The sequence below is a fragment of the Azospirillum ramasamyi genome (genome assembly GCF_003233655.1).
GTDB classification, from domain to species: domain Bacteria; phylum Pseudomonadota; class Alphaproteobacteria; order Azospirillales; family Azospirillaceae; genus Azospirillum; species Azospirillum ramasamyi.
Window position 1 is genome coordinate 127,501 of record NZ_CP029831.1, and the last position, 19,227, is coordinate 146,727.

A 19,227-nucleotide genomic window follows, 5' to 3' on the forward strand; every position below is an offset into this window, starting at 1 on the left:
CCGCATGGGGCTTCAGCCCCGACGGGATGTCCCCGGCGGAAAAGTTGAAGCTGGTCTTGCTGGCGCCCGTGGACTCGGCCTTCAGCATGTGCCAGCCGCTGGTCGCCGGGTTGGCCGGGTCGAAGTCGCCGGTCTGGGCCGCATGCTGGCGGATGCCGCCGATGCTGACGTCCAGGCCGTTGGGCGAGGAGAGCTTGGCCGAATAGAGCCCTTCGCCCTCGCTGGTGAAGCCGGTCACCCATTCCCCACCGCTCAACACCGGCGTCTCATCTTGATAGGCGAGGAAGCTGTGGCCGTCGTCGCGGGCATCCAGGGTCAGGGTCTTGTCCAGGCGATAGGTGCCGCCGCGGACATAGGCAGTGTCGATATCGCTGGACCGCATGGCGTCGCGCGCCTTCTCGAGACTGGCGAAGGGACCATCGGTGAGGTCGGCGTTGGGCGCGGCGAGCCGCCCGGACCAGCTGTCATTGCCCATGGTGGACACGAAGAAAGCGGTCTGGTCGGTGGTCGGCATCAGTCATTCCTCCGTTTTGATGGAGGTATGAGTCGAATTTTTTGGTTAAATTTCTGTTTACGTACTTATTGCCTCTGATGATAAAGCTCGTCCTGAAAGATGGCATTTTTGCATTTCTCTACCCCATTCGAATTTGGAGAGCTTCATGTTCGGTTTTGTTTTTCGATCTTCGATCACATCGTTTGCCAATACACTCTCAACCGAGCATTTCCCGTTTTGCGTGTGTCGGCAAGCAATCGGCCTCCCGAGTCCGCCATGTAGGCGTTACAGGGCATCACCGCGCTGGTCATTTTCTGGAATTTTATGATAAGCTCGGGCCCGCCGGGGACTTGTTATTGGTCATTCAGCGGAGCCGCGCCCAGTTCAGCGTCAGAGCCGCCCACCCCGGCCTACAGGACGTGAAAGGGACCTGTCTTGAGCGAAGAGTTGAAGAACGTCACCGCGACGAACGTCACCGCGACGGTAAAGTGGTTCAAGCCGGAAAAAGGTTTTGGGTTCGTCCGCCTTGCCGATGGGTCCGGCGAGGCCTTCTTGCACGCTTCGGTCCTGGCTGCCGCCTCCCTGCCCAATCCGGCCGAAGGCACGACGGTCGTCTGCGATCTGGCCCAGGGTGCCAAGGGGCCCCAGGTCGTCGCCATCCACTCCGCGACGCCGCCTGAAAACCCGCCGCCCCCGCGGACACGCAACCAGCGGCCGCCCCGCCCCACCGCGTCGACCCTCCAGCAGTCGGCCGTCCAGCAATCGGCCCAGCCCGAGGATGGCGGAGAACCCCTCGTCCGTGCCCCCAAGCCGCCGCGTGAACGGCGCGAGCGTCAAGCCGAACCCACCGGGCCCGCCACCATGGCCTACGGCACCGTGCGCTGGTACAACCTGGACAGCCAGTCCGGCCTGATCGAACCGTGGGAAGACGGGGCGACCGTCTATTTCGACCGCGCCACCCTGCGTCAGTCCGGCCTGGACATCGTCGCCGACGGCGAAGACGTGCGGTATCTGGCGGTCGGGTCGGAAGATGCGCCGGTCGCTCAGCGCGTCGAGTTGATCTGACGAGTTGATCTGACGGCAGGCCGCCACCGGAAGGCAATGCCGTGCGGAGTCCCTGACAGGTCCTCCGCGCGGCTCTTTGCATTTGTTTCGATCAGAACCGCGTCGACAGGGTGAAGAAAACGCGCGGAGCGCGGTCCTGCGTGCTGAAAGGCGTGGTGATGAAGGGCTTCGCCACCTCCACGGCGCCGTCGATCCGCCGGAACACGCCGAAACGCAAGCCGACACCGGCAGAGGCGAGGGAGCGGCGGCCATGGCGCGTGCCGCCTTCATAATTATAGACGGCACCGTAGTCGCCGAAACCATAGGCGACGGCGTAATCCAGCCCCTCCTCCTGCACCGGCAGAATGTACCGCAGTTCCGCCCGCCCCGCGAAGCCGCTGTCGCCGGTGAGTTCCGACGGGTCGAAGGCACGGCCGTACTGCTTGCCGCCCACGCCGTACTCCTCCGACGACAGCAGTTGGTCGGGGCTGTATTGCGCTTCGGCGGACAGCGCCAGGATCAGCGAGTCGTTCAAAGGCTGGTTGCGCTGGGCCGAGACCAGCAGCTTGCAGAAATCGCTGCGCCCGCCGCTGCGCGTCAGGTTGGCGCTGCCGGAAGAGGTGGAGTTCAAGATGTCCAACCCCTTGGACAGTTCCGCCGTCAGCAGGTTCGCACCACCCCAATCGTCGGCGAAGTCATAGGAGACATTGGCGGCGACGATGCGCAGCCGGTCCTGCGAGAGCTTGTCGCCCAGCGCGTCGGTGCTGCTGTCGCGGATGGTGAAGCTGACGCCGGCCCGCAGGGTCTGCGCCCGGCTGCGGATGAAGGGATGCGCCACCGCGATGCGGGCGGAACTGGCCAGGCCGTACAGCTCCAGCGGACGCACGCTGTCGCCCGGCTCCGACCAGGACCTGCGGACGCCATACTCGACGGTCGTGCCCTCCGCATTCACCGGCACAAGTTGGGTGACGTCGAAGAAGCGCAGTTCGCGGAGCTGCGGGGTGACGATGCCCTGGACGGTGGTACGCTCGAACAGGCCGAGCTGGTCCTCTACGGCGACGACGCCGGTCATCTGCATCGGCCCGATCGGGCGGGTGCCACGATTGTCGAGCGCCACGAATCCGCTGAAAGGCGTGCGTTCCAGGGCCAGCGTCAGCCGGGAGGCGCCGGGGGTATCGGGAGAGGCCTCCAGCACCGTCTTCACAGCCACGCCCGGCAGATCGTCGGCCAGGAGCACGTAGCGCTCCATATCCGCCATGCGCAAGGGACGCGACGCCTTGATCTTCTCCCCCATCCGCCGCAGCAGGCCCAGACGGTCGGCCGCCTCGCCCTGGACGACCACCTCGCTGACATAACCCTCCACCACCTGCAGGCGGACCACGCCGTCGCGGATGCGCTGAGCCGGCACCACGGCCTGCGACAGCACATAGCCGTCGTTGCGGTAGCGCGCGGTGACGGCGTCGCGGATGGCATAGAGGTCGGCGAGCGTCACCGGCTTGCCCAGCTTGTCGCGCCACAAGGCGGACAGGCTGTCGGCGTCATAGACGCTGTTGCCGTCGATGCGGATTTCGTTAAGCGGCAGGGTGATGCGTTCGGCGTCGCGGGGCGGCGGGGCCTTCTCCGGCTCCGGCATCTCGATCTCGGGGACGGATTGCGGCACGGCCGGGCGCTCGAAGCGCTGCTCCAGCCGATTGGGGTCGAGCGAGGGCGGCAAAACCGGCGGAACCGACTGCGCCAGCGCCGGCAACGGAACGGCAGCACCGGCAAGCAGCAGAGCGGACAGGCGGGCCAGGCGCAGAGCGGAACTGGGAATGGAAGAACAGGGCATTGTGGAGATCGCGGTCCTGGGAAGGGCTATTTGTCGGTTAGCGCGGTCACGCCGGCCCAGCCCGGTTCGGCGGGATGGCCGACCCGCTTTTCCGCCTTGTGCAGCATCGCCAGCGCGGCGCCGTCGCCGGCCGCCAAGGCTCGGAAGCCGGATGCCGCCGCCTCGAAACGGCCGGCCCGCCAATGGTCGAGGGCGGCGGCATAGGCCGCCCGCTGGGCGCTATCCTCAGGATCGGCGCGGCGGGCCTCGGGGAGCGGCTCGAACACCTCGACAGGTTCGCTGCGGCCGACCACCTGAACGATGTCGAGGGCGCGGAAGGCCTCCGGGTCGCCATGGTGGCGCATGGTCTCGCCGCTGACCATCAGAGTGGTGTTGTAGTATTTGTTGGCCCCTTCCAGGCGGGAAGCCAGGTTCACCGTGTCGCCCATCACCGTATAGTTGAAACGCCGGGGCGAGCCGATGTTGCCGATCAGCGCCGGACCGGTGGCGATGCCGATGCGGTTGGAGCCGCGCCCGCTGGAGGTCGCCAGCAGGGTCGGGTCGTCCGCCATCGCCTGACGCATCGCCAGCGCCGCCGCCACCGCGGCGCGAGCATGGTTGTCGATGGCATAGGGGGCGCCGAACACTGCCAGAACCGCATCGCCGATGTATTTGTCGACGAAGCCGCCATGCTCCTCGATGATGTCGGTCATCACGGTGAAATAGCGGTTCAGCACGGTGACCAGGGCTTCCGGCTCCATCCCCTCCGACATCTTGGTGAAGCCGGCGATGTCGCAGAACAGGATCGACAGGTCGCGCTCCTCGCCGCCCAGGCTGGGCGATTGGCCCGAGGCGATCATGTCGTCGATCAGGGAACCGGGCAGGTAGAGCTTGAAGGCGTTGCGGATGCGCCGCTGGTCGCGGTCCAGCACGGCGAAGCGGAAGCCGAGCGCCAACGGGAAGACGAGCACCGCCGCCAGCGCCGCCTGCAGGTAGGGCAGGACCAGTCCGGCCTGGAACAGTTCGACCGCCACGCCGCTCCAACCCGCCAGCAGCAGGACCAGGCCGGCGGCGGCCACCGGCGGGCGGGTGGCCAGCGTCACCAGGGCGGCAAGCCCGGCCAGCAGCAGGACCAGCGATGCGCCGGCCGGTTTTCCCATCTCGGCCAGCGCATCGCCGGCCATCAGATTGGAAATGGCGGCGGCGTGGATGTAGACACCGGGGATGCTGTCGCGCGTGCGGCCGGAGACATACAGGTCGCTCATCACCGGCAGGGCGCAGCGTTCGGGCAGGTTCAGCCCCTCCGGCTTCGTCACCCAGCGGTTGGAGGAGAGCTTGCGGTCCTCCACGTCCAGCACGGTGCCGACCATCACCGCCTTGCCCTTGAAATGCCGGGCGAAATAGTCGGACTTGCCGGCCTCGGCGCAGGCGAACAGGTCGGCCAGCGAATAGGTCGGTATGGCACCGGGAGCCGTGGCGTGGTTGACCAGCAGCCGGTTGCCCTCCCCGCCCGGCAGCCGGTAGCCGCCCAGCGAGACGGAGCCGTCGGCCGCCCGCTCCAGCGGCGCCTTCAGCGCGCGGGACGCCACCTCCACCGCCATGCCCGGCTCGGCCTTCGTCTGGCCGCCCTGCTCGCCATTGGCGGGACCGGCCACGCTCAATGTCAGCGGCACGCGGCGAAGAACGCCGTCTGGATCCTCCACCAGATTGACCGAGCGGACATTGTTGACCCCTGCAGCGATCATGTAGCCGCGATAGGGCATCAGCGGGTCGCTCTGGTGCTGCACCTTGGCCAGCACCAGCCGGCCGTCCCTGCCGCCGCGGCGCAGGGTCAGCAGATAGTCGCGTTCGAAGCCGGGGATCAGCGTCTCGACCGAGGTCGGGTGGACGATGTCGAGTCCGACCGCCGCCGCCCCGCCGTCCAGCATCGCCCCCAGCACGACGCCCAGCCGCGGCCCCCACAGCGCCTGCGGCGTGCCGGCGAAGGGCTGGCGGCGGTAGGTCTCCTCGTCGATCCCGACCACGACGACCGGCGACGGATCGGGCGCCGGCCGCGGGCCGTTCAGATGCTCGCGCAGCCAGTAGAGGCTGTCGATCGATGGCCCCTGCAGGAGTGGCGAGACCGCCAGTGCCAGAAGCCCGGCGAGGACCGGTGCGACGGCGCCGAGCAGGACCAGCCTCACGCGCCGGGGCAGTTTGATCGTCGGCAGCCTCACGCCCGGCGGCTCAGAAACGGATCAGGCGGCCGAGAGCCGGACCGCCGCCGGCGACCGCCTTGTCGTCGATCTTGACGACGTAGGACTTCTGCCCGGCGGAGACCTTGTAGAGACCGCCGGGTTCCAGCCCGGTGCCCTGCTTGGCGGTGTCCAGCGTCGTGCCGGGGACGTTGACCGTGGTCAGCGCGATGCCCTGCATGTCCAGCCGGTCGATGGTGACCGGTCCGGGAGCGGACAGGATCAGCACCGGATGGGTCTTGAACAGCGTGAAGTCCGGCTTGGGCAGCGGCGCCTTCATTCCCGGCAGGGCGATGGGCGCGCTGCGGAAGACGGTCACCCCCGCCTTGCCCGCCTCGTTCGACACCAGCAGAAGTTTTCCGCCGTCGCAGGGCAGCGTATGGCGGTCGATGGTTCCGCCCTGCACCGCCGACTCCTGGGCGCCGACCGTCACCGAACCGCCGGTGATCGTCTCGTTCACGCAGGATTCCAGATAGCTCAGCGTCAGCGTCTGGCCCGACTTGAGCGTCACGGTGCGGCCGGCCGCCAGGTAATCCATCGGCTGCACGCCGTCGACGCCGTCCGACACATCCTCCACCAGCGCGGTGGGGGCGCCACCGGCGGCGGCACCCGCAGCGGACGGCGCCGGATCGGCGGCGAGCGCCGCCGGAGAGGCAGTCAGCAGAAGCAGGGCACCGGCGGCGAGCACGCGGGCGGGCATCTGGAACGCGACGGACATGAAAGCGGCCTCCCTGTCAATGCAACGGGGTACACCTGTTGCGGACGGCTTCAATATGGCTGCGCACCCTTTAGCGAAGTTACCGAGTTGATTCAAATCCAATACGTCGGCCCGACATACCATTGTCATGCGGCATCGCCCCTGCAACCGTCGCGGGATTGTCATTAATCCGCAATGAACCCGCCATTCCCGCGTCATCACCCGGCGATACTGTACGTGTCCCGCGCCCTGGCGACCGCTCCGGTCGCGGCGGCGGGAACGGGCATCAACGGGGCGTCGCGACCGATCATGGGCACCGAACACATCGTCCGCTCCTTCGCGCAGGAACTTCAGCGCCTGTCGAACCTCGTGACCCAGATGGGCGGCGTGGCGGAGGCGCAGGTGGAGGCCGCGGTGAAGGCGGTATCGCGCCGCGACGTCGGGCTGGCCACCCAGGTGATGCAGGCCGACGCCCGGCTCGACGCCTACGAACGCGACATCGACGCGGAAGCGGTGCGGCTTCTGGCCCTGCGACAGCCGATGGCCCAGGATCTGCGTGAAATCGTTTCGGCCCTGAAGGTCTCCGCCGACCTGGAACGCATCGGCGACTATGCCGCCAACGTCGCCAAGCGCTCGCTGGCCCTTGCCCAGGTGCCGGTGGTACGTCCGGCGGCCGGCATCCCGCGCATGGGCCGTCTGGTCGCAGCCATCCTGAAGGAGGTTCTGGACGCCTATATCGAGCGCGACGTGGGCAAGGCCATCGCCGCCTGGGAGCGCGACGAGGAACTGGACGACCTCTACACCAGCCTGTTCCGCGAGGTCCTGACCTATATGATGGAGGATCCGCGCAACATCACGCCCTGCACCCATCTGCTGTTCATGGCGAAGAACCTGGAGCGCATCGGCGACCACGCCACCAACATCGCCGAGATCATCCATTTCCTGGTGGTCGGCACCCCGCTGACCATCCTGCGGCCGAAGGGCGACGCCAGCAGCTTCGCCGTGGTGCCGCCCGCCGTGGTGCCGCCGGTCATGCCGCCTACGGATATCCCGGACCTGCCGGATGACGAAGCCGGGCCGGCGGACGCCGGCTGACGGCATACCCCCCTCGATTTCGCAGCGACGTTTTGTCCGGTGAGAGCCGGCGGAATCCCGCGGAATTCCTCATCCGCACAGGGGGCGCAGGGGAGATACCGCCGAAGTGCGGGGCTTTTCCGTTTGCATGCGGCGCGGGTGTCGGGTATTAGCCCGCCCCGTGTGTCCGACATTCGCCGCGGCACCCTGTTCCCTGCCTGAAACGAGACGACGCTGGTCATGCCCGCCGACGCATTGAGTTCCGCCCTGCTTCCCGCCGGACTGCACGACGTGCTGCCGTCCGAAGCGGCGCATGAGGCGGCCGCCGTCGAACGCCTGCTGGCGGAATTCGCCGCGCAGGGCTATCGCCGTGTCGACCCGCCGCTGGTGGAGTTCGAGGAGAACCTGCTCTCCGGCCCCGGTGCGGCGATGTCCAAGCAGACCTTCCGGCTGATGGACCCGCATTCGCAGCGGATGATGGCGGTGCGTGCCGACATCACCCCGCAGATCGCCCGCATCGCCACCACCCGCCTGAAGAACGAGGCCCGGCCGCTGCGCCTGTGCTACGCCGGGCAGGTGCTGCGGGTGAAGGGTTCGCAGCTGCGCCCCGAACGCCAGTTCACCCAGGTCGGCGTCGAGCTGATCGGCGCGCTGGAGGCGGAGGCCGATGCCGAGGTGGTGCTGCTAGCCGTCCAGGCGCTGACCGCCATCGGCGTGCCGCACCTGTCGGTCGACCTCTGCGTTCCCACCATGGTGTCGCGCATCTGCGCCGGGCTCGGCCTGGGCGAGGAGGAAATCCGGCAGCTGCGCGGCGCGCTCGACCGCAAGGACGCCGCCGCGGTGGCCGCCGTCGGCGGACCGGCGGCGACGCTGCTGGAATCGCTGATGAGCGCGTCGGGGCCCGCCGACCGCGCCATGCAGGCGCTGGCCGCCCTGCCGCTGCCGGAGGGGGCCGAGAAGGACCGCCGCCGGCTGACCGACACGCTGGCGCTGCTGCGCGCGGCGATGCCCGACCTGACGGTGACCGTCGATCTGGTCGAGCATCGCGGCTTCGAATACCAGACCGGCCTCAGCTTCACCCTGTTCTCCCGCGCGGCGGGCGAACTGGGCCAGGGCGGGCGCTATCGCGCCGGGGCGCAGGGCGAAGACCGCGGGGAGCCGGCGACCGGCTTCACGCTGTACATGGATACGCTGCTGCGGGCGGTGCCCGCGGCGAAGGCGCCGGGGCGCGTGTATGTGCCGCACGGCTCCGGCTGGGAATCGGCGCGCCGTCTGCGGGCCGAGGGTTGGGTTACGGTGGCCGGGCTCGCCCCGGTGGGTGATGCGGCCGCCGAGGCGAAGCGGCTCCAGTGCGGCCATTGGCTGGCCGGCGGAGACGTCAAGCCGGTCGGGTAATCCGGTTTTTTAGCGTGAACGGACCCCCACGCCGCGCGGATGGTGCCCTGCGGCGGATCGGGTGGTCGAGCGGTACCTTTTGAAGTTTTGCGGAGACGAGAGATGGCCAACGTTGCGGTGGTCGGCGCCCAGTGGGGCGACGAGGGCAAGGGCAAGATCGTCGACTGGCTGTCCAGCCGGGCCGATGTGGTGGTGCGCTTCCAGGGCGGTCACAACGCCGGCCACACGCTGGTGATCAACGGCGTCGAATACAAGCTGAGCCTGCTGCCGTCCGGCGTGGTGCGCCAGAGCAAGCTGTCGGTCATCGGCAACGGCGTCGTGTTCGACCCGTGGGCCTTCATCCGCGAAGTGAACGCGATCAAGGAAAAGGGCGTCTCCGTCACGCCGGAGAACCTGATCGTCGCCGAGAACGTGCCGCTGATCCTGCCGGTCCACAGCTCCCTGGACAAGGCGCGCGAAGAGGCCAAGGGCGCCGGCAAGATCGGCACCACCGGCCGCGGCATCGGCCCGGCCTATGAGGACAAGGTCGCCCGCCGCGCCATCCGCCTGTGCGACCTGACCGACGAAGCCGTGCTGGTGGAGAAAGTCGACGCCCTGCTGGCCCACCACAACGCGCTGTTCCGCGCGCTGGGCGCGCCGGAGATGACCCCTGCCGACATCCTGGACCCGCTGCGCGAAATCGCGCCGCAGGTGCTGCCCTATGCCGCCGTCGTCTGGAAGCAGCTGGACGAACTGCGCCGCGCCGGCAAGCGCATCCTGTTCGAAGGCGCCCAGGGCACGATGCTGGACATCGACCACGGTACCTATCCCTACGTCACCTCGTCCAACACGGTGGCCGGCAACGCCGCCGCCGGCAGCGGCATGGGCCCGCGCGCCGTCGGCTATGTGCTGGGCATCTGCAAGGCCTACACCACCCGCGTCGGCTCCGGCCCCTTCCCGACCGAGCTGACCGACGAGATCGGCGAGCTGATCGGCCAGAAGGGCAAGGAGTTCGGCGTCGTCACCGGGCGCAAGCGCCGCTGCGGCTGGTTCGACGCCGTCATGGTCCGCCAGGCGGTCAAGACCGGCGGCATCGACGGCATCGCCCTGACCAAGCTGGACGTTCTGGACGGCTTCGACGAGATCAAGGTCTGCGTCGGCTACCGCCTGGACGGCCAGGAGCTGGACTATTATCCGGCCAATGCCGGCGCCCAGGCCCGCGTCGAGCCGATCTACGAGACCTTCGAGGGCTGGAAGGACACCACCCGCGGCGCCCGTTCCTGGGCGGAGCTGCCGGCCCAGGCGGTCAAGTATGTCCGCCACATCGAGGAGCTGATCCAGGCCCCGGTCGCCCTGCTGTCGACCAGCCCGGAACGCGACGACACCATCCTGATGACGGACCCGTTCGCCGACTGAGGCGGCGGGGAGTTCCCAGGAAAGAAGGGCCGGCGCTTTGCCGGCCCTTTTTCGTTCTGGAAGGCCTGAAGCGATCAAACCGACCGCGTCAGCCCGCCATCGACCCGGATGTTCTGGCCGGTGATGTAGCCGGCCCCCGGCGAGGCCAGGAAAGCGACCGTGGCCGCGATCTCCTCGCTGCTGCCGTAGCGTTGCATGGGCACGCTCCGGCGGCGCTCCTCCGTCGCGGGCAGGCTGTCGATCCAGCCCGGCAGGACGTTGTTCATCCGCACATTGTCCGCCGCATACTGGTCGGCGAAGATCTTGGTGTAGGCCGCCAGACCGGCCCGCGCGACGGCGGAGGTCGGAAACATGGCGCTCGGCTCGAAGGCCCAGGCGGTGGAGATGTTGACGATGGAGCCCGACTTCTGCGCAACCATGACCGGCGCCACCAGCCGGACCGCCCGCGCGACGTTGAGGAAATAGACCTCGATCCCGCGGTGCCAGTCCTCGTCGCTGATCTCCAGCAACGGACCGCGCGGACCATGCCCGGCGCTGTTGACCAGCGCGTCGATGCGGCCCCAGCGCTCCATCGTGGCGTCGACCAGCCGCTTCAGGTCGTCGTTGGACTGGTTCGACCCGGTCACCCCGATGCCGCCCAGTTCCGCCGCCAGCGCCTCGCCCTTGCCGGAGGAGGACAGGATCGCGACCTTGAACCCGTCGGCCGCCAGGCGGCGGGCCGAGGCCGCCCCCATGCCGCTGCCCCCGGCCGTGACGACGGCCACCTTCTCTCCAGACATCCTGAACCCTCCCGAGATCATGTTGGACCCGCCAACCATAGGGAGACGGGAGCATGGCCTCAAACGCGATTTCAGGATGGGCGCGATTTCAGGATGGGCGCGATTCTAGGATGGGAGGGCGGAGGCCCGGATGGTCAGATGTCGAAGTTGGCGGCGATGCTGCCGGTGGACTGGCGGTGGCGCAGGGCGTCGGCCAGCGTCTGGTTGTCGAGCACCGCGGCGGTGGCGTCGCGGACCTGGACCATCAGCCAGCGGACAGAGCAGGTCTGCGTATCGATGCAATCCTCGCACGGCCGGAAGGAGGCCTTGCTGGCGCAGGGGATCGGGGCCAGATGGCCGTCGATCAGGCGAATCACCTCGCCGAAGGTGATCTGCGCCGCCGGCCGCGCCAGCCGGTATCCGCCGCTCTTGCCGCGCTTGGCGAACAGCAGCCCTTCCTTGCGCAGCTCCACCAGAATCGCCTCCAGGAACTTGCGCGGGATGTTCTCCCGCTCGGCGATGTCGGCGATCAGGATCAGATCGCCATTGTCCTTCTCCGCCAGCATGATCAGGGCACGCAACGCGTATTTGGCTTTCTGCGACAGCATTCCGGCGGAATCCGTATTATTTGCGGCAGCGGCTGGTACTGCCGCCCCGATCTAAAGCTTCAGTGGTTAACATTTGGTGCCGGCCCGGTATTCCACCCAAAGGCATGACACCCGGCCGGACCTGCGGACCTTAGCCAGAATCTCCGCCCAATGCGACCGGCTTTGCGCGAATGGTTTGCGGCCGCCGCCGTGGGCGCGTTAAGGTCGCGCAGCCCAATGGTCCGTTCCGCCAACTCCAAGCAGCCCGAAGGTCAGGACATGCAGTACGCCATCGTTCCGGTCACACCGTTCCAGCAGAACTGCACGGTGCTCTGGTGCCCCGAGACGATGAAGGGGGCGGCCATCGATCCCGGCGGCGACTTGAACCGCATCCTGGCCGCCGCGAAGGCGAAGGGCGTTACGCTGGAGAAGATCCTGGTCACCCACGGCCACATCGACCATGCCGGCGCCGTCGCCGATCTGGCCGACAAGCTGTCGCTGCCGATCGAGGGACCGCACCGCGATGACCAGTTCTGGATCGACGGCATGCCGATGCAGAGCCAGATGTTCGGCTTCCCGCCCGTCCGCTCCTTCACGCCCAACCGCTGGCTGGAGGAGGGCGATACGGTGACCGTCGGCAACCAGACGCTGGAGGTCCGCCACTGCCCCGGCCACACCCCCGGCCATGTGGTGTTCGTCCACCGGCCGTCGAAGCTCGCCATCGTCGGCGACGTGCTGTTCCAGGGTTCCATCGGCCGCACCGACTTCCCCAAGGGCAACTATGCCGACCTGATCGCCTCGATCCGCGACAAGCTGCTTCCCTATGGCGACGACATCGCCTTCATCCCCGGCCACGGCCCGATGTCCAGCTTCGGGCAGGAGCGGCTGTACAATCCGTTCCTGAACGACTGATTAGCCTCTCTCGCCCCGGCCACCCTCCCCTTCAATCCACCATCGGCTCATCGCCGAGCAGCAGATCGATGCGGCGCCGCAGGCTGATCAGTTCGCGGCGCTGCATGTCGTCGACATAGGCGCGGTGCTCGCGCGGGTCGCCCAGCCTGGCGGTGGCGCGGCGCAGCGCGTCGAGGAAGCGGCCGACCGCCGACATGGTGCGCAGCGAGGGTTCCTTGGCGGCGTCCTTGCGGCTGCGGGCGGCCTGGACGGTGCCGTCGCCGGCCTTCACCTGCTCCCACAGCGCCATCTGCTCCTCCAGATCCTTGATCCAGGCGATTTCGATCAGGGTGGAGCGGGAAACGTCGTGGTGGGCGGCGGCATATTCCTGCTTGATCGTCTCCGGCAGGGTGTTCAGCCGCAGGGTATGGCTGACGTTGCTCTGGCTCTTGCCGATGATTCGGCCGAGCTGCTCCTGCGTATAGCCGAAGCGCTCGATCAGCCGGGCCAGCGCCTCCGCCAGTTCCAACGCATCCAGATCGACGCGCTGCACATTCTCCACCAGCGACAGTTCGTCGGGATTGCCGGAGGTGACCAGCGCGTAGATGGTCGCCAGCCCCAGCATCTCATGGGCGCGCAGCCTGCGTTCGCCGGCGACCAGCCGATGGCCGCCCACGACCTCCTGCACAAGGATCGGCTGCTTCAGCCCATAATGCGCGATCGAGTCGGCAAGCCCCCGCATCTCTTCAGGGTCGAAGTGACGGCGCGGCATGGCCGGATTGCGCATGATCCTTGCCACGTCGAGCTCCAGCAGCCGGGGCGGCTTGCCCGTATCGTCGAACAGGTCCGAATGATCGGGCGCGAGCGTCGGCATGGCGTGTTCTGGTCCCCTGATTCCCAGTCCTTCCGGTTTCGCAACGGTGCCCCGGCGGTCCCGGCCATGTCAACGGTGGAGTGGAAGAAAAGGAGAACATTGCGGCCGCGATTCGCGGATGGGCCGGCATTCGCGGTTATTCTCCCGGTTCGGAGTACTCCCAGGGGCGTAGTCCGCCGAAATATTCGGCAGGCATGGAGCTTAACGACGTCTCTCCTGTTTTGTTAAACGATCGTTCAAAATCCATTCGGCTGGCGCAATGAAACGTAACTCAGTAGAAAGGGTTGAAGCAGAGCCGAGGAATTGATCCGGCGTCTGTTGGGAGGTCGGTAGATGTCACTTGCTGAGCGCAAGCTTTTTGTCGAGCGCTGGATTCGCTCACCCCTGAAGGTCGGGTCGGTAACTCCAAGCGGACCTGAACTCTGCCGCGCCATGGCGAAGGCCGCCAATTGCACTCCCACCCGGCGCATGGTGGAACTGGGGCCGGGCACCGGCCCGGTCACGTCGGCGCTGCTGGCCCATGGCGTCGATCCCGGCAATCTGCTGATGGTCGAACTCGACCGCGCCTTCGCCAATCAGCTGTCGATCCTGCACCCGGACGCCACCGTGGTGCATGGCGACGCGACGCGGGTGCATCGGATCGTCCAGTCCCATGGTTGGGAAACCTGCGACGCGGTGGTGTCGGGCCTGCCGCTGATCGCCATGCCTCTGTCTGTCCAGGCACGGATCGTGCGCGGCGCCTTTTCCGTACTGGCGCCCGATGGGGTTTTCGTGCAATTCACCTATGGCCCCTTCGCCCCGGTGAACCCGGAGCTGATCCGGCGGCTGCGGCTGAAGCCGCGGCGACATGCCTGGATCGCCCGGAACCTGCCGCCGGCGTCGGTGTGGACCTTCCGCCGGCTGCCCTGACGAGTTGTTTTGACCGCTGACACTGTATTTCCTGACACTGCTCTGGACGAGGCGCGCGCCCTGATCGACGCGCGCCGTTACCGCCCCGCCCTGCGCCTGCTGCGCGGCGACGCCATTCCCAACGGTCTGGAGCGGCTGCATCTGCTGGGGCTGGCCCATCTCGGCCGCCGCGATGCCCCGGCTGCCATCGCCTGCCTGCGCCGGGTGCTGGCCGACCGGCCGGACGACGCCGACCGCCTCGCCGTCCTCGCCTCGGCCCATCAGACCGACAACGCCCCCTTCCCCGCCGTCCGCTGGTTCGAACGCGCTGCCCGCGTCGCTCCCGACCACCCGGCCTTCACGACGGCGCTGGCCGGCGCCCTGCGCCGCGACGCCCGCTACGGAGACGCGCTGATCCTGGCGCGCGAGGCGCTGTCGGCGGGCGATCACTCTCCCGACATCCGCTACGAAGCAGCGATGGCGGCGGCCTATCTCGGCGACGATGCGGAGGCTCTGGGCCATTTCGACGCGCTGCTGGCCGACGATCCCGAACATGCCGCGGCGTGGTTCGGCAGCCATGCCCAGGCGTTGCACCATCACGGCGTGGATGCGGCGCTGCGCCGCCTGCGCCGCGCCACCCGCTGCGGTGGGGCCAATGGCAAATACTGGGGCTATCTCGCCGCCACCTTGCGGCTCCTCGGCCGCAGCGCGGAGGCCGACGCCGTCGAAGCGGCCGAGATCGGCGACAACCCGAAGCGCCGGCCGCTGCCTGACGGCGCCAGGGCGCTTTTGCCGAGGTTCTCATCCGACTTCCGCCTGTTCGGCAACAGCGGCCGGCTGCTGCGCCATGTGCTGGCCTGCGCCGACACGCCCGGACTGGTGCTGGAATTCGGCGTGCGGCGCGGCACCTCGCTCGACCACATCGCCGACGCCGCCGGGCAGGAGGTCCACGGCTTCGATTCGTTCGAGGGACTGCCGGAGGGCTGGGTGAACTCCCCCCGCGGCGTGCTGACCACCGGCAGCCAGCTTCCGCCGGTGCGCGGCAACGCCCGCCTGCATGTGGGATGGTTCGAGGACAGCCTGCCGCCCTTCCTCGCGGCCCATCCGGGGCCGGTGCGCTTCGTGAATGTGGACAGCGACATCTACGCCTCGGCCCGCACCGTGCTGACCGCGCTGGCGGATCGGGTGCGGCCGGGAACCGTCATCGTCTTCGACGAATATATCGGCAACCGCAGCTGGCGCGACGACGAGTACCGGGCGTTCCAGGAATTCGCCGCGGAGAACGCCGTGCGGTACGAGTATTTCGCCGCGAGCCCCTACACCAAGCAGGTGGCGGTGCGGGTTTTGGGAATCGGAATCTAGTTGCTGCTGCAGTAGCCCCCTCCCCATCCCTCCCCCGCTTTCGCGGGAGAGGGGGCGGGATTTTTGGGCGACTTGAACAATACGTGACTTGATCGCGAAGCGGGGGAGGGGGGATTGGCCCCTCCCACCGCCACGACCTCAATCCGCCGCCTTCACCTGACGGCGGCGCGCATGCAGGACCGGCTCGGTGTAGCCGTTCGGCTGGACGCGGCCCTTGAACACCAGATCGCAGGCGGCCTGGAAGGCGATGCTGCCGTCGAAGTTGCCGGCCATCGGCTTGTACAGCGGGTCGCCGGCATTCTGCTTGTCGACGACGGCGGCCATGCGCTTCATGACCTCCATCACCTGGGCCTCGGTGCAGATGCCGTGGTGCAGCCAGTTGGCGATGTGCTGGCTGGAGATGCGCAGCGTGGCACGGTCCTCCATCAGCCCGACGTCGTGGATGTCCGGCACCTTGGAGCAGCCGACGCCCTGGTCGATCCAGCGCACCACATAGCCGAGGATGCCCTGGGCGTTGTTCTCCAGCTCCTCCCGGATCTCGTCCTCCGACCAGTTGGGGCGGTCGGCGAGCGGGATGGTCAGGATGTCGGACAGGGCGGCGGCCTGGCGCTTGGCCAGCTGGTCCTGCACCTCGGCCACGTTCACGGCGTGATAGTGGGTGGCGTGCAGGGTGGCGGCGGTCGGTGACGGAACCCAGGCGGTGTTGGCGCCGGCCTTCGGGTGGCCGATCTTGGCGACCAGCATGTCGGCCATCTTGTCCGGCATCGCCCACATGCCCTTGCCGATCTGCGCGCGGCCCTTCAGGCCCGCCCTCAGGCCGACATCGACGTTGTTGTCCTCATAGGCCGAAATCCACTTGGTGGCCTTCATGGCCGCCTTGCGGACGACCGGACCGGCCTCCATCGAGGTGTGGATCTCGTCGCCGGTGCGGTCCAGGAAGCCGGTGTTGATGAAGACCACGCGGTCCTTGGCGGCGCGGATGCACTCCTTGAGGTTGACGCTGGTACGGCGCTCCTCGTCCATGATGCCGACCTTGAGGGTGTTGCGGGTCATCCCCAGCAGATCCTCGATGCGGCCGAACAGCTCGTCGGCGAAGGCGACCTCTTCCGGGCCGTGCATCTTCGGCTTCACAATATAGACCGAGCCGGCGCGGCTGTTGCGCAGGCCGCCATCAGCTTTGGAAGCGGCCTTCAAGTCATGCAGCGCGATCAGCGAGGTGAAGACGCCGTCCAGGATGCCTTCCGGCGCCTCGCTGCCGTCGGACAGCTTGACCATGTCGATGGTCATCAGGTGGCCGACGTTGCGGATCAGCAGCAGGCTGCGGCCATGCAGGGTGACGCTGCCGGTCGGCGTGGTGTAGGCGCGATCCGGGTTCAGCTTGCGGACGACGGTCTTGTCGCCCTTGGGGAAGCTGGCTTCCAGCGTGCCCTTCATCAGGCCCAGCCAGTTGCGGTAGGCGACGACCTTGTCTTCCGCATCCACGGTGGCGACGGAATCCTCGCAATCCTGGATGGTCGACAGCGCGGCTTCCAGCACCACGTCGGCCACGCCGGCCGCGTCGTCCTTGCCGATCACGCTGTTGCGGTCGATGCGGATCTCGATGTGGGTGCCGTTCTGGACCAGCAGCACCGCCGACGGTGCCGAAGCCTCGCCCTGCCAGCCGACGAAGGCGGCTTTGTCCTTCAGGCCGGTCTTGCCGCCGGACTTCAGCGTCACCGCCAGCGCGTCGCCCTCGACCGCGTAGGCCGTGGCGTCGGCATGGCTGCCCTCGGCCAGGGGAACGCTGTCGTCCAGGAACTTGCGCGCCCAGGCGATCACCTGCGCGCCGCGGGCGGCGTCATAGCCGCCGGGTGCCGGGGTGCCGGGGATGGCGTCGGTGCCATACAGCGCGTCGTACAGGCTGCCCCAGCGCGCATTGGCGGCGTTCAGGGCATAGCGGGCGTTGGTGATCGGCACCACCAGCTGCGGGCCGGCGAGATAGGCGATCTCCGGATCGACGTTGCCGGTGCCGACGGTGAAATCGCCGCCCTCCGGAACCAGATAGCCGATCTGGCGCAGGAAGGACTCGTATTCGGCCTGGTCCAGGACCTTGCCACGGCGGGCGGCATGCCACTCGTCGATCTGGGCCTGCAGGCTGTCGCGCTTGTCCAGCAGGGCCTTGTTGCGCGGCGCCAGCTCGTGCAGGAGCTGGTCGAGACCGTTCCAGAGACGTTCGGCGTCGACACCGGTCCCCGGCAGCGCCTCGTCGTTGATGAAGTCGTAAAGCGGTCGGGCGATTTCGAGGCCGCCGTGGCGGATCCAGTTGCTCATCTCGTTGCGTGTCCCATTCTCTTGCGCTCGGTTCGCAGACCCCTCTCCGGGAGTCTTGGTGCTTCGGTTATCGCGTCTTCCGCGCGAGCCGGTCAACACAATGTCGCACCGCAGCGTATGGAGAAATGGTAGCAGACCGCCGGTGCCCGGCGAGCCGCTTCAGGCCAGCAGATCGAGTACCGCGGCGGGCTGGGCGACGGAGGCGGACTGCGACAGGGCCGGGAGCCCTCCAGCATCCGCTTCGCCGCCCGGCGGCCCGGCCGCGCCGAGCGCCCCGCTGGAGCCGAAGGCGGCGGAGCGCAGGGCGTTGACCTCCTTCTGGGCGGTCTCGACCATCTTGTCGTCGGCCTTGAAGCCCTCCCTCCGCTCGCGCCGCCGCTTTTCCGACTCATCCAGCATGTTGGCGGCCTTGGCCTCGCCGATGATGCGCTTGGCGATGGCGAGCACCCCCTCCACCCGCTGACCGAAGGTATCCGCCTCGCGATAGCGTGACATCTTCATGGCGTTATCGGTCATCAGCTGCTGGATCATCGGGCCGTGGCCCCCGGTTTGACCGACCGCAGCCCCACCATTTCCGCTCAACCCGGCGGCGCCCAGCCCGGACAGAACATCCCGGACCAGCCGGGAGATGTCGTCGGGCAGTGCGCCGCCCCGAGGAAGCGCAGACCCGGACCCGGCGGCAGCCTCGGCACCGGCGGTCATCAGGTCGGCGGTCAGGTAGGCGGCCAAATCGGCGGCTGTCTGCCCAGCGGCCTGGGCAGTGCTTTGGGCCGGCTCACCCTCCCCGGTGGAAATTCCGATGGTCAGCGTCAGTTCGGTCTGCTGCAGGGTCAGGCTGGTGCTGCTGCGGGTTATGGTGGTTTCGCTGGACAGCATCGTTCCGCCGGCAGCCGCCGCACTGTCGCCGGGCAGCCCCAATTCCGCCGCGGCCTTGATGCCGGCGCCATATTCCTTGGCGGCGCGCCCGGCCTCGCGCGCCAGCAACGCCGCCTCCCGCGCCAGGGCCGCAAGCTTCTGCGGATCACTCTGGGCGAAGCGCATCGCCGTCTTCAGTTCTTCGATCCGGCGTTCGACCTGCTCCAGCCGGGCCGCCGCCGCGGCCTTCGGTCCGCCGACCCGCCGTGCCTCCTCCAGCGCGGCCCTGGCGGCGGAGTTGTCGCTCTGCCATTTGGCCGAGGGCCGGGTCAGGGCCTGCGCGCGCTCCGCCTTCTGGGCGAGCTGGCCCTGGGCGTCCTTCGCCTCCAGCTCCTTCTCCCAGGGCTTCTTGGCCTGCTTCAGACGGAAGAGACCGGACTGTCCATCCGCCACGACGCTGAAGACGCTCATGCCGCCACCCTCCGGCCCGGCCGAACAAAGATGTTCGCGGCAAAGTTTAGCACAATCTTCGCAACTGTCTATTTCGCGCGGGCCGCGCGTGG

At 68.0% G+C, this 19,227-nt stretch carries 16 protein-coding genes (1 of these 16 only partly in view); 7 read left to right on the plus strand and 9 right to left on the minus strand.

Going from position 1 to position 19,227, the window contains the following annotated elements; genetic code table 11:
• Positions 1 to 514, minus strand: partial view of a right-handed parallel beta-helix repeat-containing protein gene (locus DM194_RS17250; protein WP_111068814.1) — the start only. Its footprint begins 1,364 nt before the window's first position; the window shows 514 of its 1,878 coding nt (coding positions 1-514); the start codon lies at positions 512 to 514; the stop codon falls past the left edge of the window.
• Between the two features lie 414 nt (positions 515 to 928).
• On the opposite strand from DM194_RS17250, the gene DM194_RS17255 reads away from it, so the two are divergent.
• Entirely contained in the window at positions 929 to 1,558 is a 630-nt protein-coding gene (locus DM194_RS17255) for a cold-shock protein (protein WP_246024433.1), read from the plus strand.
• Between the two features lie 91 nt (positions 1,559 to 1,649).
• Here the strand turns inward: DM194_RS17255 and DM194_RS17260 are convergent, their stop codons facing one another.
• Genes DM194_RS17260 through DM194_RS17270 form a run of 3 tightly spaced genes read right to left on the minus strand, consistent with a single transcriptional unit; the run spans position 1,650 to position 6,296 of the window.
• On the minus strand, positions 1,650 to 3,365 hold the full coding sequence (locus tag DM194_RS17260; RefSeq protein WP_111068815.1) for a ShlB/FhaC/HecB family hemolysin secretion/activation protein: 1,716 nt from the start codon (positions 3,363 to 3,365) through the stop codon (positions 1,650 to 1,652).
• Between the two features lie 26 nt (positions 3,366 to 3,391).
• Entirely contained in the window at positions 3,392 to 5,560 is a 2,169-nt protein-coding gene (locus DM194_RS28980) for an adenylate/guanylate cyclase domain-containing protein (protein WP_281280321.1), read from the minus strand.
• 10 nt (positions 5,561 to 5,570) lie between these two features.
• Positions 5,571 to 6,296 carry a hypothetical protein gene (locus tag DM194_RS17270; RefSeq protein WP_111068816.1) on the minus strand — a complete coding sequence of 242 codons (726 nt, stop codon included), beginning with the start codon at positions 6,294 to 6,296 and terminating at the stop codon, positions 5,571 to 5,573.
• Between the two features lie 288 nt (positions 6,297 to 6,584).
• Between DM194_RS17270 and phoU the strand changes: the two genes are divergently transcribed.
• The 3 genes from phoU to DM194_RS17285 all read left to right on the plus strand — a co-directional run bounded on the left by phoU (position 6,585) and on the right by DM194_RS17285 (position 10,139).
• Positions 6,585 to 7,370: a phosphate signaling complex protein PhoU gene (phoU, locus tag DM194_RS17275; protein ID WP_111068817.1), complete on the plus strand. Its 786-nt coding sequence runs from the start codon at positions 6,585 to 6,587 to the stop codon at positions 7,368 to 7,370.
• A 219-nt stretch (positions 7,371 to 7,589) separates the two neighbouring features.
• A complete protein-coding gene (locus tag DM194_RS17280; protein ID WP_111068818.1) occupies positions 7,590 to 8,744 on the plus strand; it encodes an ATP phosphoribosyltransferase regulatory subunit in 1,155 nt (384 codons plus the stop codon).
• Between the two features lie 102 nt (positions 8,745 to 8,846).
• Complete coding sequence (locus DM194_RS17285) at positions 8,847 to 10,139, plus strand: adenylosuccinate synthase (protein WP_111068819.1); 1,293 nt, start codon at positions 8,847 to 8,849, stop codon at positions 10,137 to 10,139.
• Between the two features lie 74 nt (positions 10,140 to 10,213).
• Here DM194_RS17285 and DM194_RS17290 read toward each other — a convergent pair whose 3' ends face one another.
• Together DM194_RS17290 and DM194_RS17295 are read right to left on the minus strand one after the other, a co-directional pair.
• The gene (locus DM194_RS17290) at positions 10,214 to 10,918 is read right to left on the minus strand and encodes an SDR family oxidoreductase (RefSeq protein ID WP_111068820.1); all 705 of its coding nucleotides are present in this window, start codon (positions 10,916 to 10,918) and stop codon (positions 10,214 to 10,216) included.
• Positions 10,919 to 11,052: 134 nt separating this feature from the next.
• Positions 11,053 to 11,505, minus strand: coding sequence for an RrF2 family transcriptional regulator (locus DM194_RS17295; protein WP_111068821.1), 453 nt, complete (start codon positions 11,503 to 11,505; stop codon positions 11,053 to 11,055).
• A gap of 258 nt (positions 11,506 to 11,763) precedes the next feature.
• On the opposite strand from DM194_RS17295, the gene DM194_RS17300 reads away from it, so the two are divergent.
• Positions 11,764 to 12,396, plus strand: coding sequence for an MBL fold metallo-hydrolase (locus tag DM194_RS17300; protein WP_111069207.1), 633 nt, complete (start codon positions 11,764 to 11,766; stop codon positions 12,394 to 12,396).
• Between the two features lie 31 nt (positions 12,397 to 12,427).
• Here DM194_RS17300 and DM194_RS17305 read toward each other — a convergent pair whose 3' ends face one another.
• The gene (locus DM194_RS17305; protein WP_111068822.1) at positions 12,428 to 13,249 is read right to left on the minus strand and encodes a ParB/RepB/Spo0J family partition protein; all 822 of its coding nucleotides are present in this window, start codon (positions 13,247 to 13,249) and stop codon (positions 12,428 to 12,430) included.
• A gap of 432 nt (positions 13,250 to 13,681) precedes the next feature.
• On the opposite strand from DM194_RS17305, the gene DM194_RS17310 reads away from it, so the two are divergent.
• A complete protein-coding gene (locus tag DM194_RS17310) occupies positions 13,682 to 14,158 on the plus strand; it encodes a class I SAM-dependent methyltransferase (RefSeq protein WP_111068823.1) in 477 nt (158 codons plus the stop codon).
• 9 nt (positions 14,159 to 14,167) lie between these two features.
• Positions 14,168 to 15,499, plus strand: coding sequence for a class I SAM-dependent methyltransferase (locus tag DM194_RS17315; RefSeq protein WP_111068824.1), 1,332 nt, complete (start codon positions 14,168 to 14,170; stop codon positions 15,497 to 15,499).
• Positions 15,500 to 15,637: 138 nt separating this feature from the next.
• Here the strand turns inward: DM194_RS17315 and DM194_RS17320 are convergent, their stop codons facing one another.
• Both DM194_RS17320 and DM194_RS17325 read right to left on the minus strand, forming a co-directional pair.
• On the minus strand, positions 15,638 to 17,809 hold the full coding sequence (locus DM194_RS17320) for a malate synthase G (RefSeq protein WP_111068825.1): 2,172 nt from the start codon (positions 17,807 to 17,809) through the stop codon (positions 15,638 to 15,640).
• A gap of 159 nt (positions 17,810 to 17,968) precedes the next feature.
• Positions 17,969 to 19,135 carry a hypothetical protein gene (locus tag DM194_RS17325; protein ID WP_111068826.1) on the minus strand — a complete coding sequence of 389 codons (1,167 nt, stop codon included), beginning with the start codon at positions 19,133 to 19,135 and terminating at the stop codon, positions 17,969 to 17,971.
• Positions 19,136 to 19,227 lie beyond the last annotated feature (92 nt).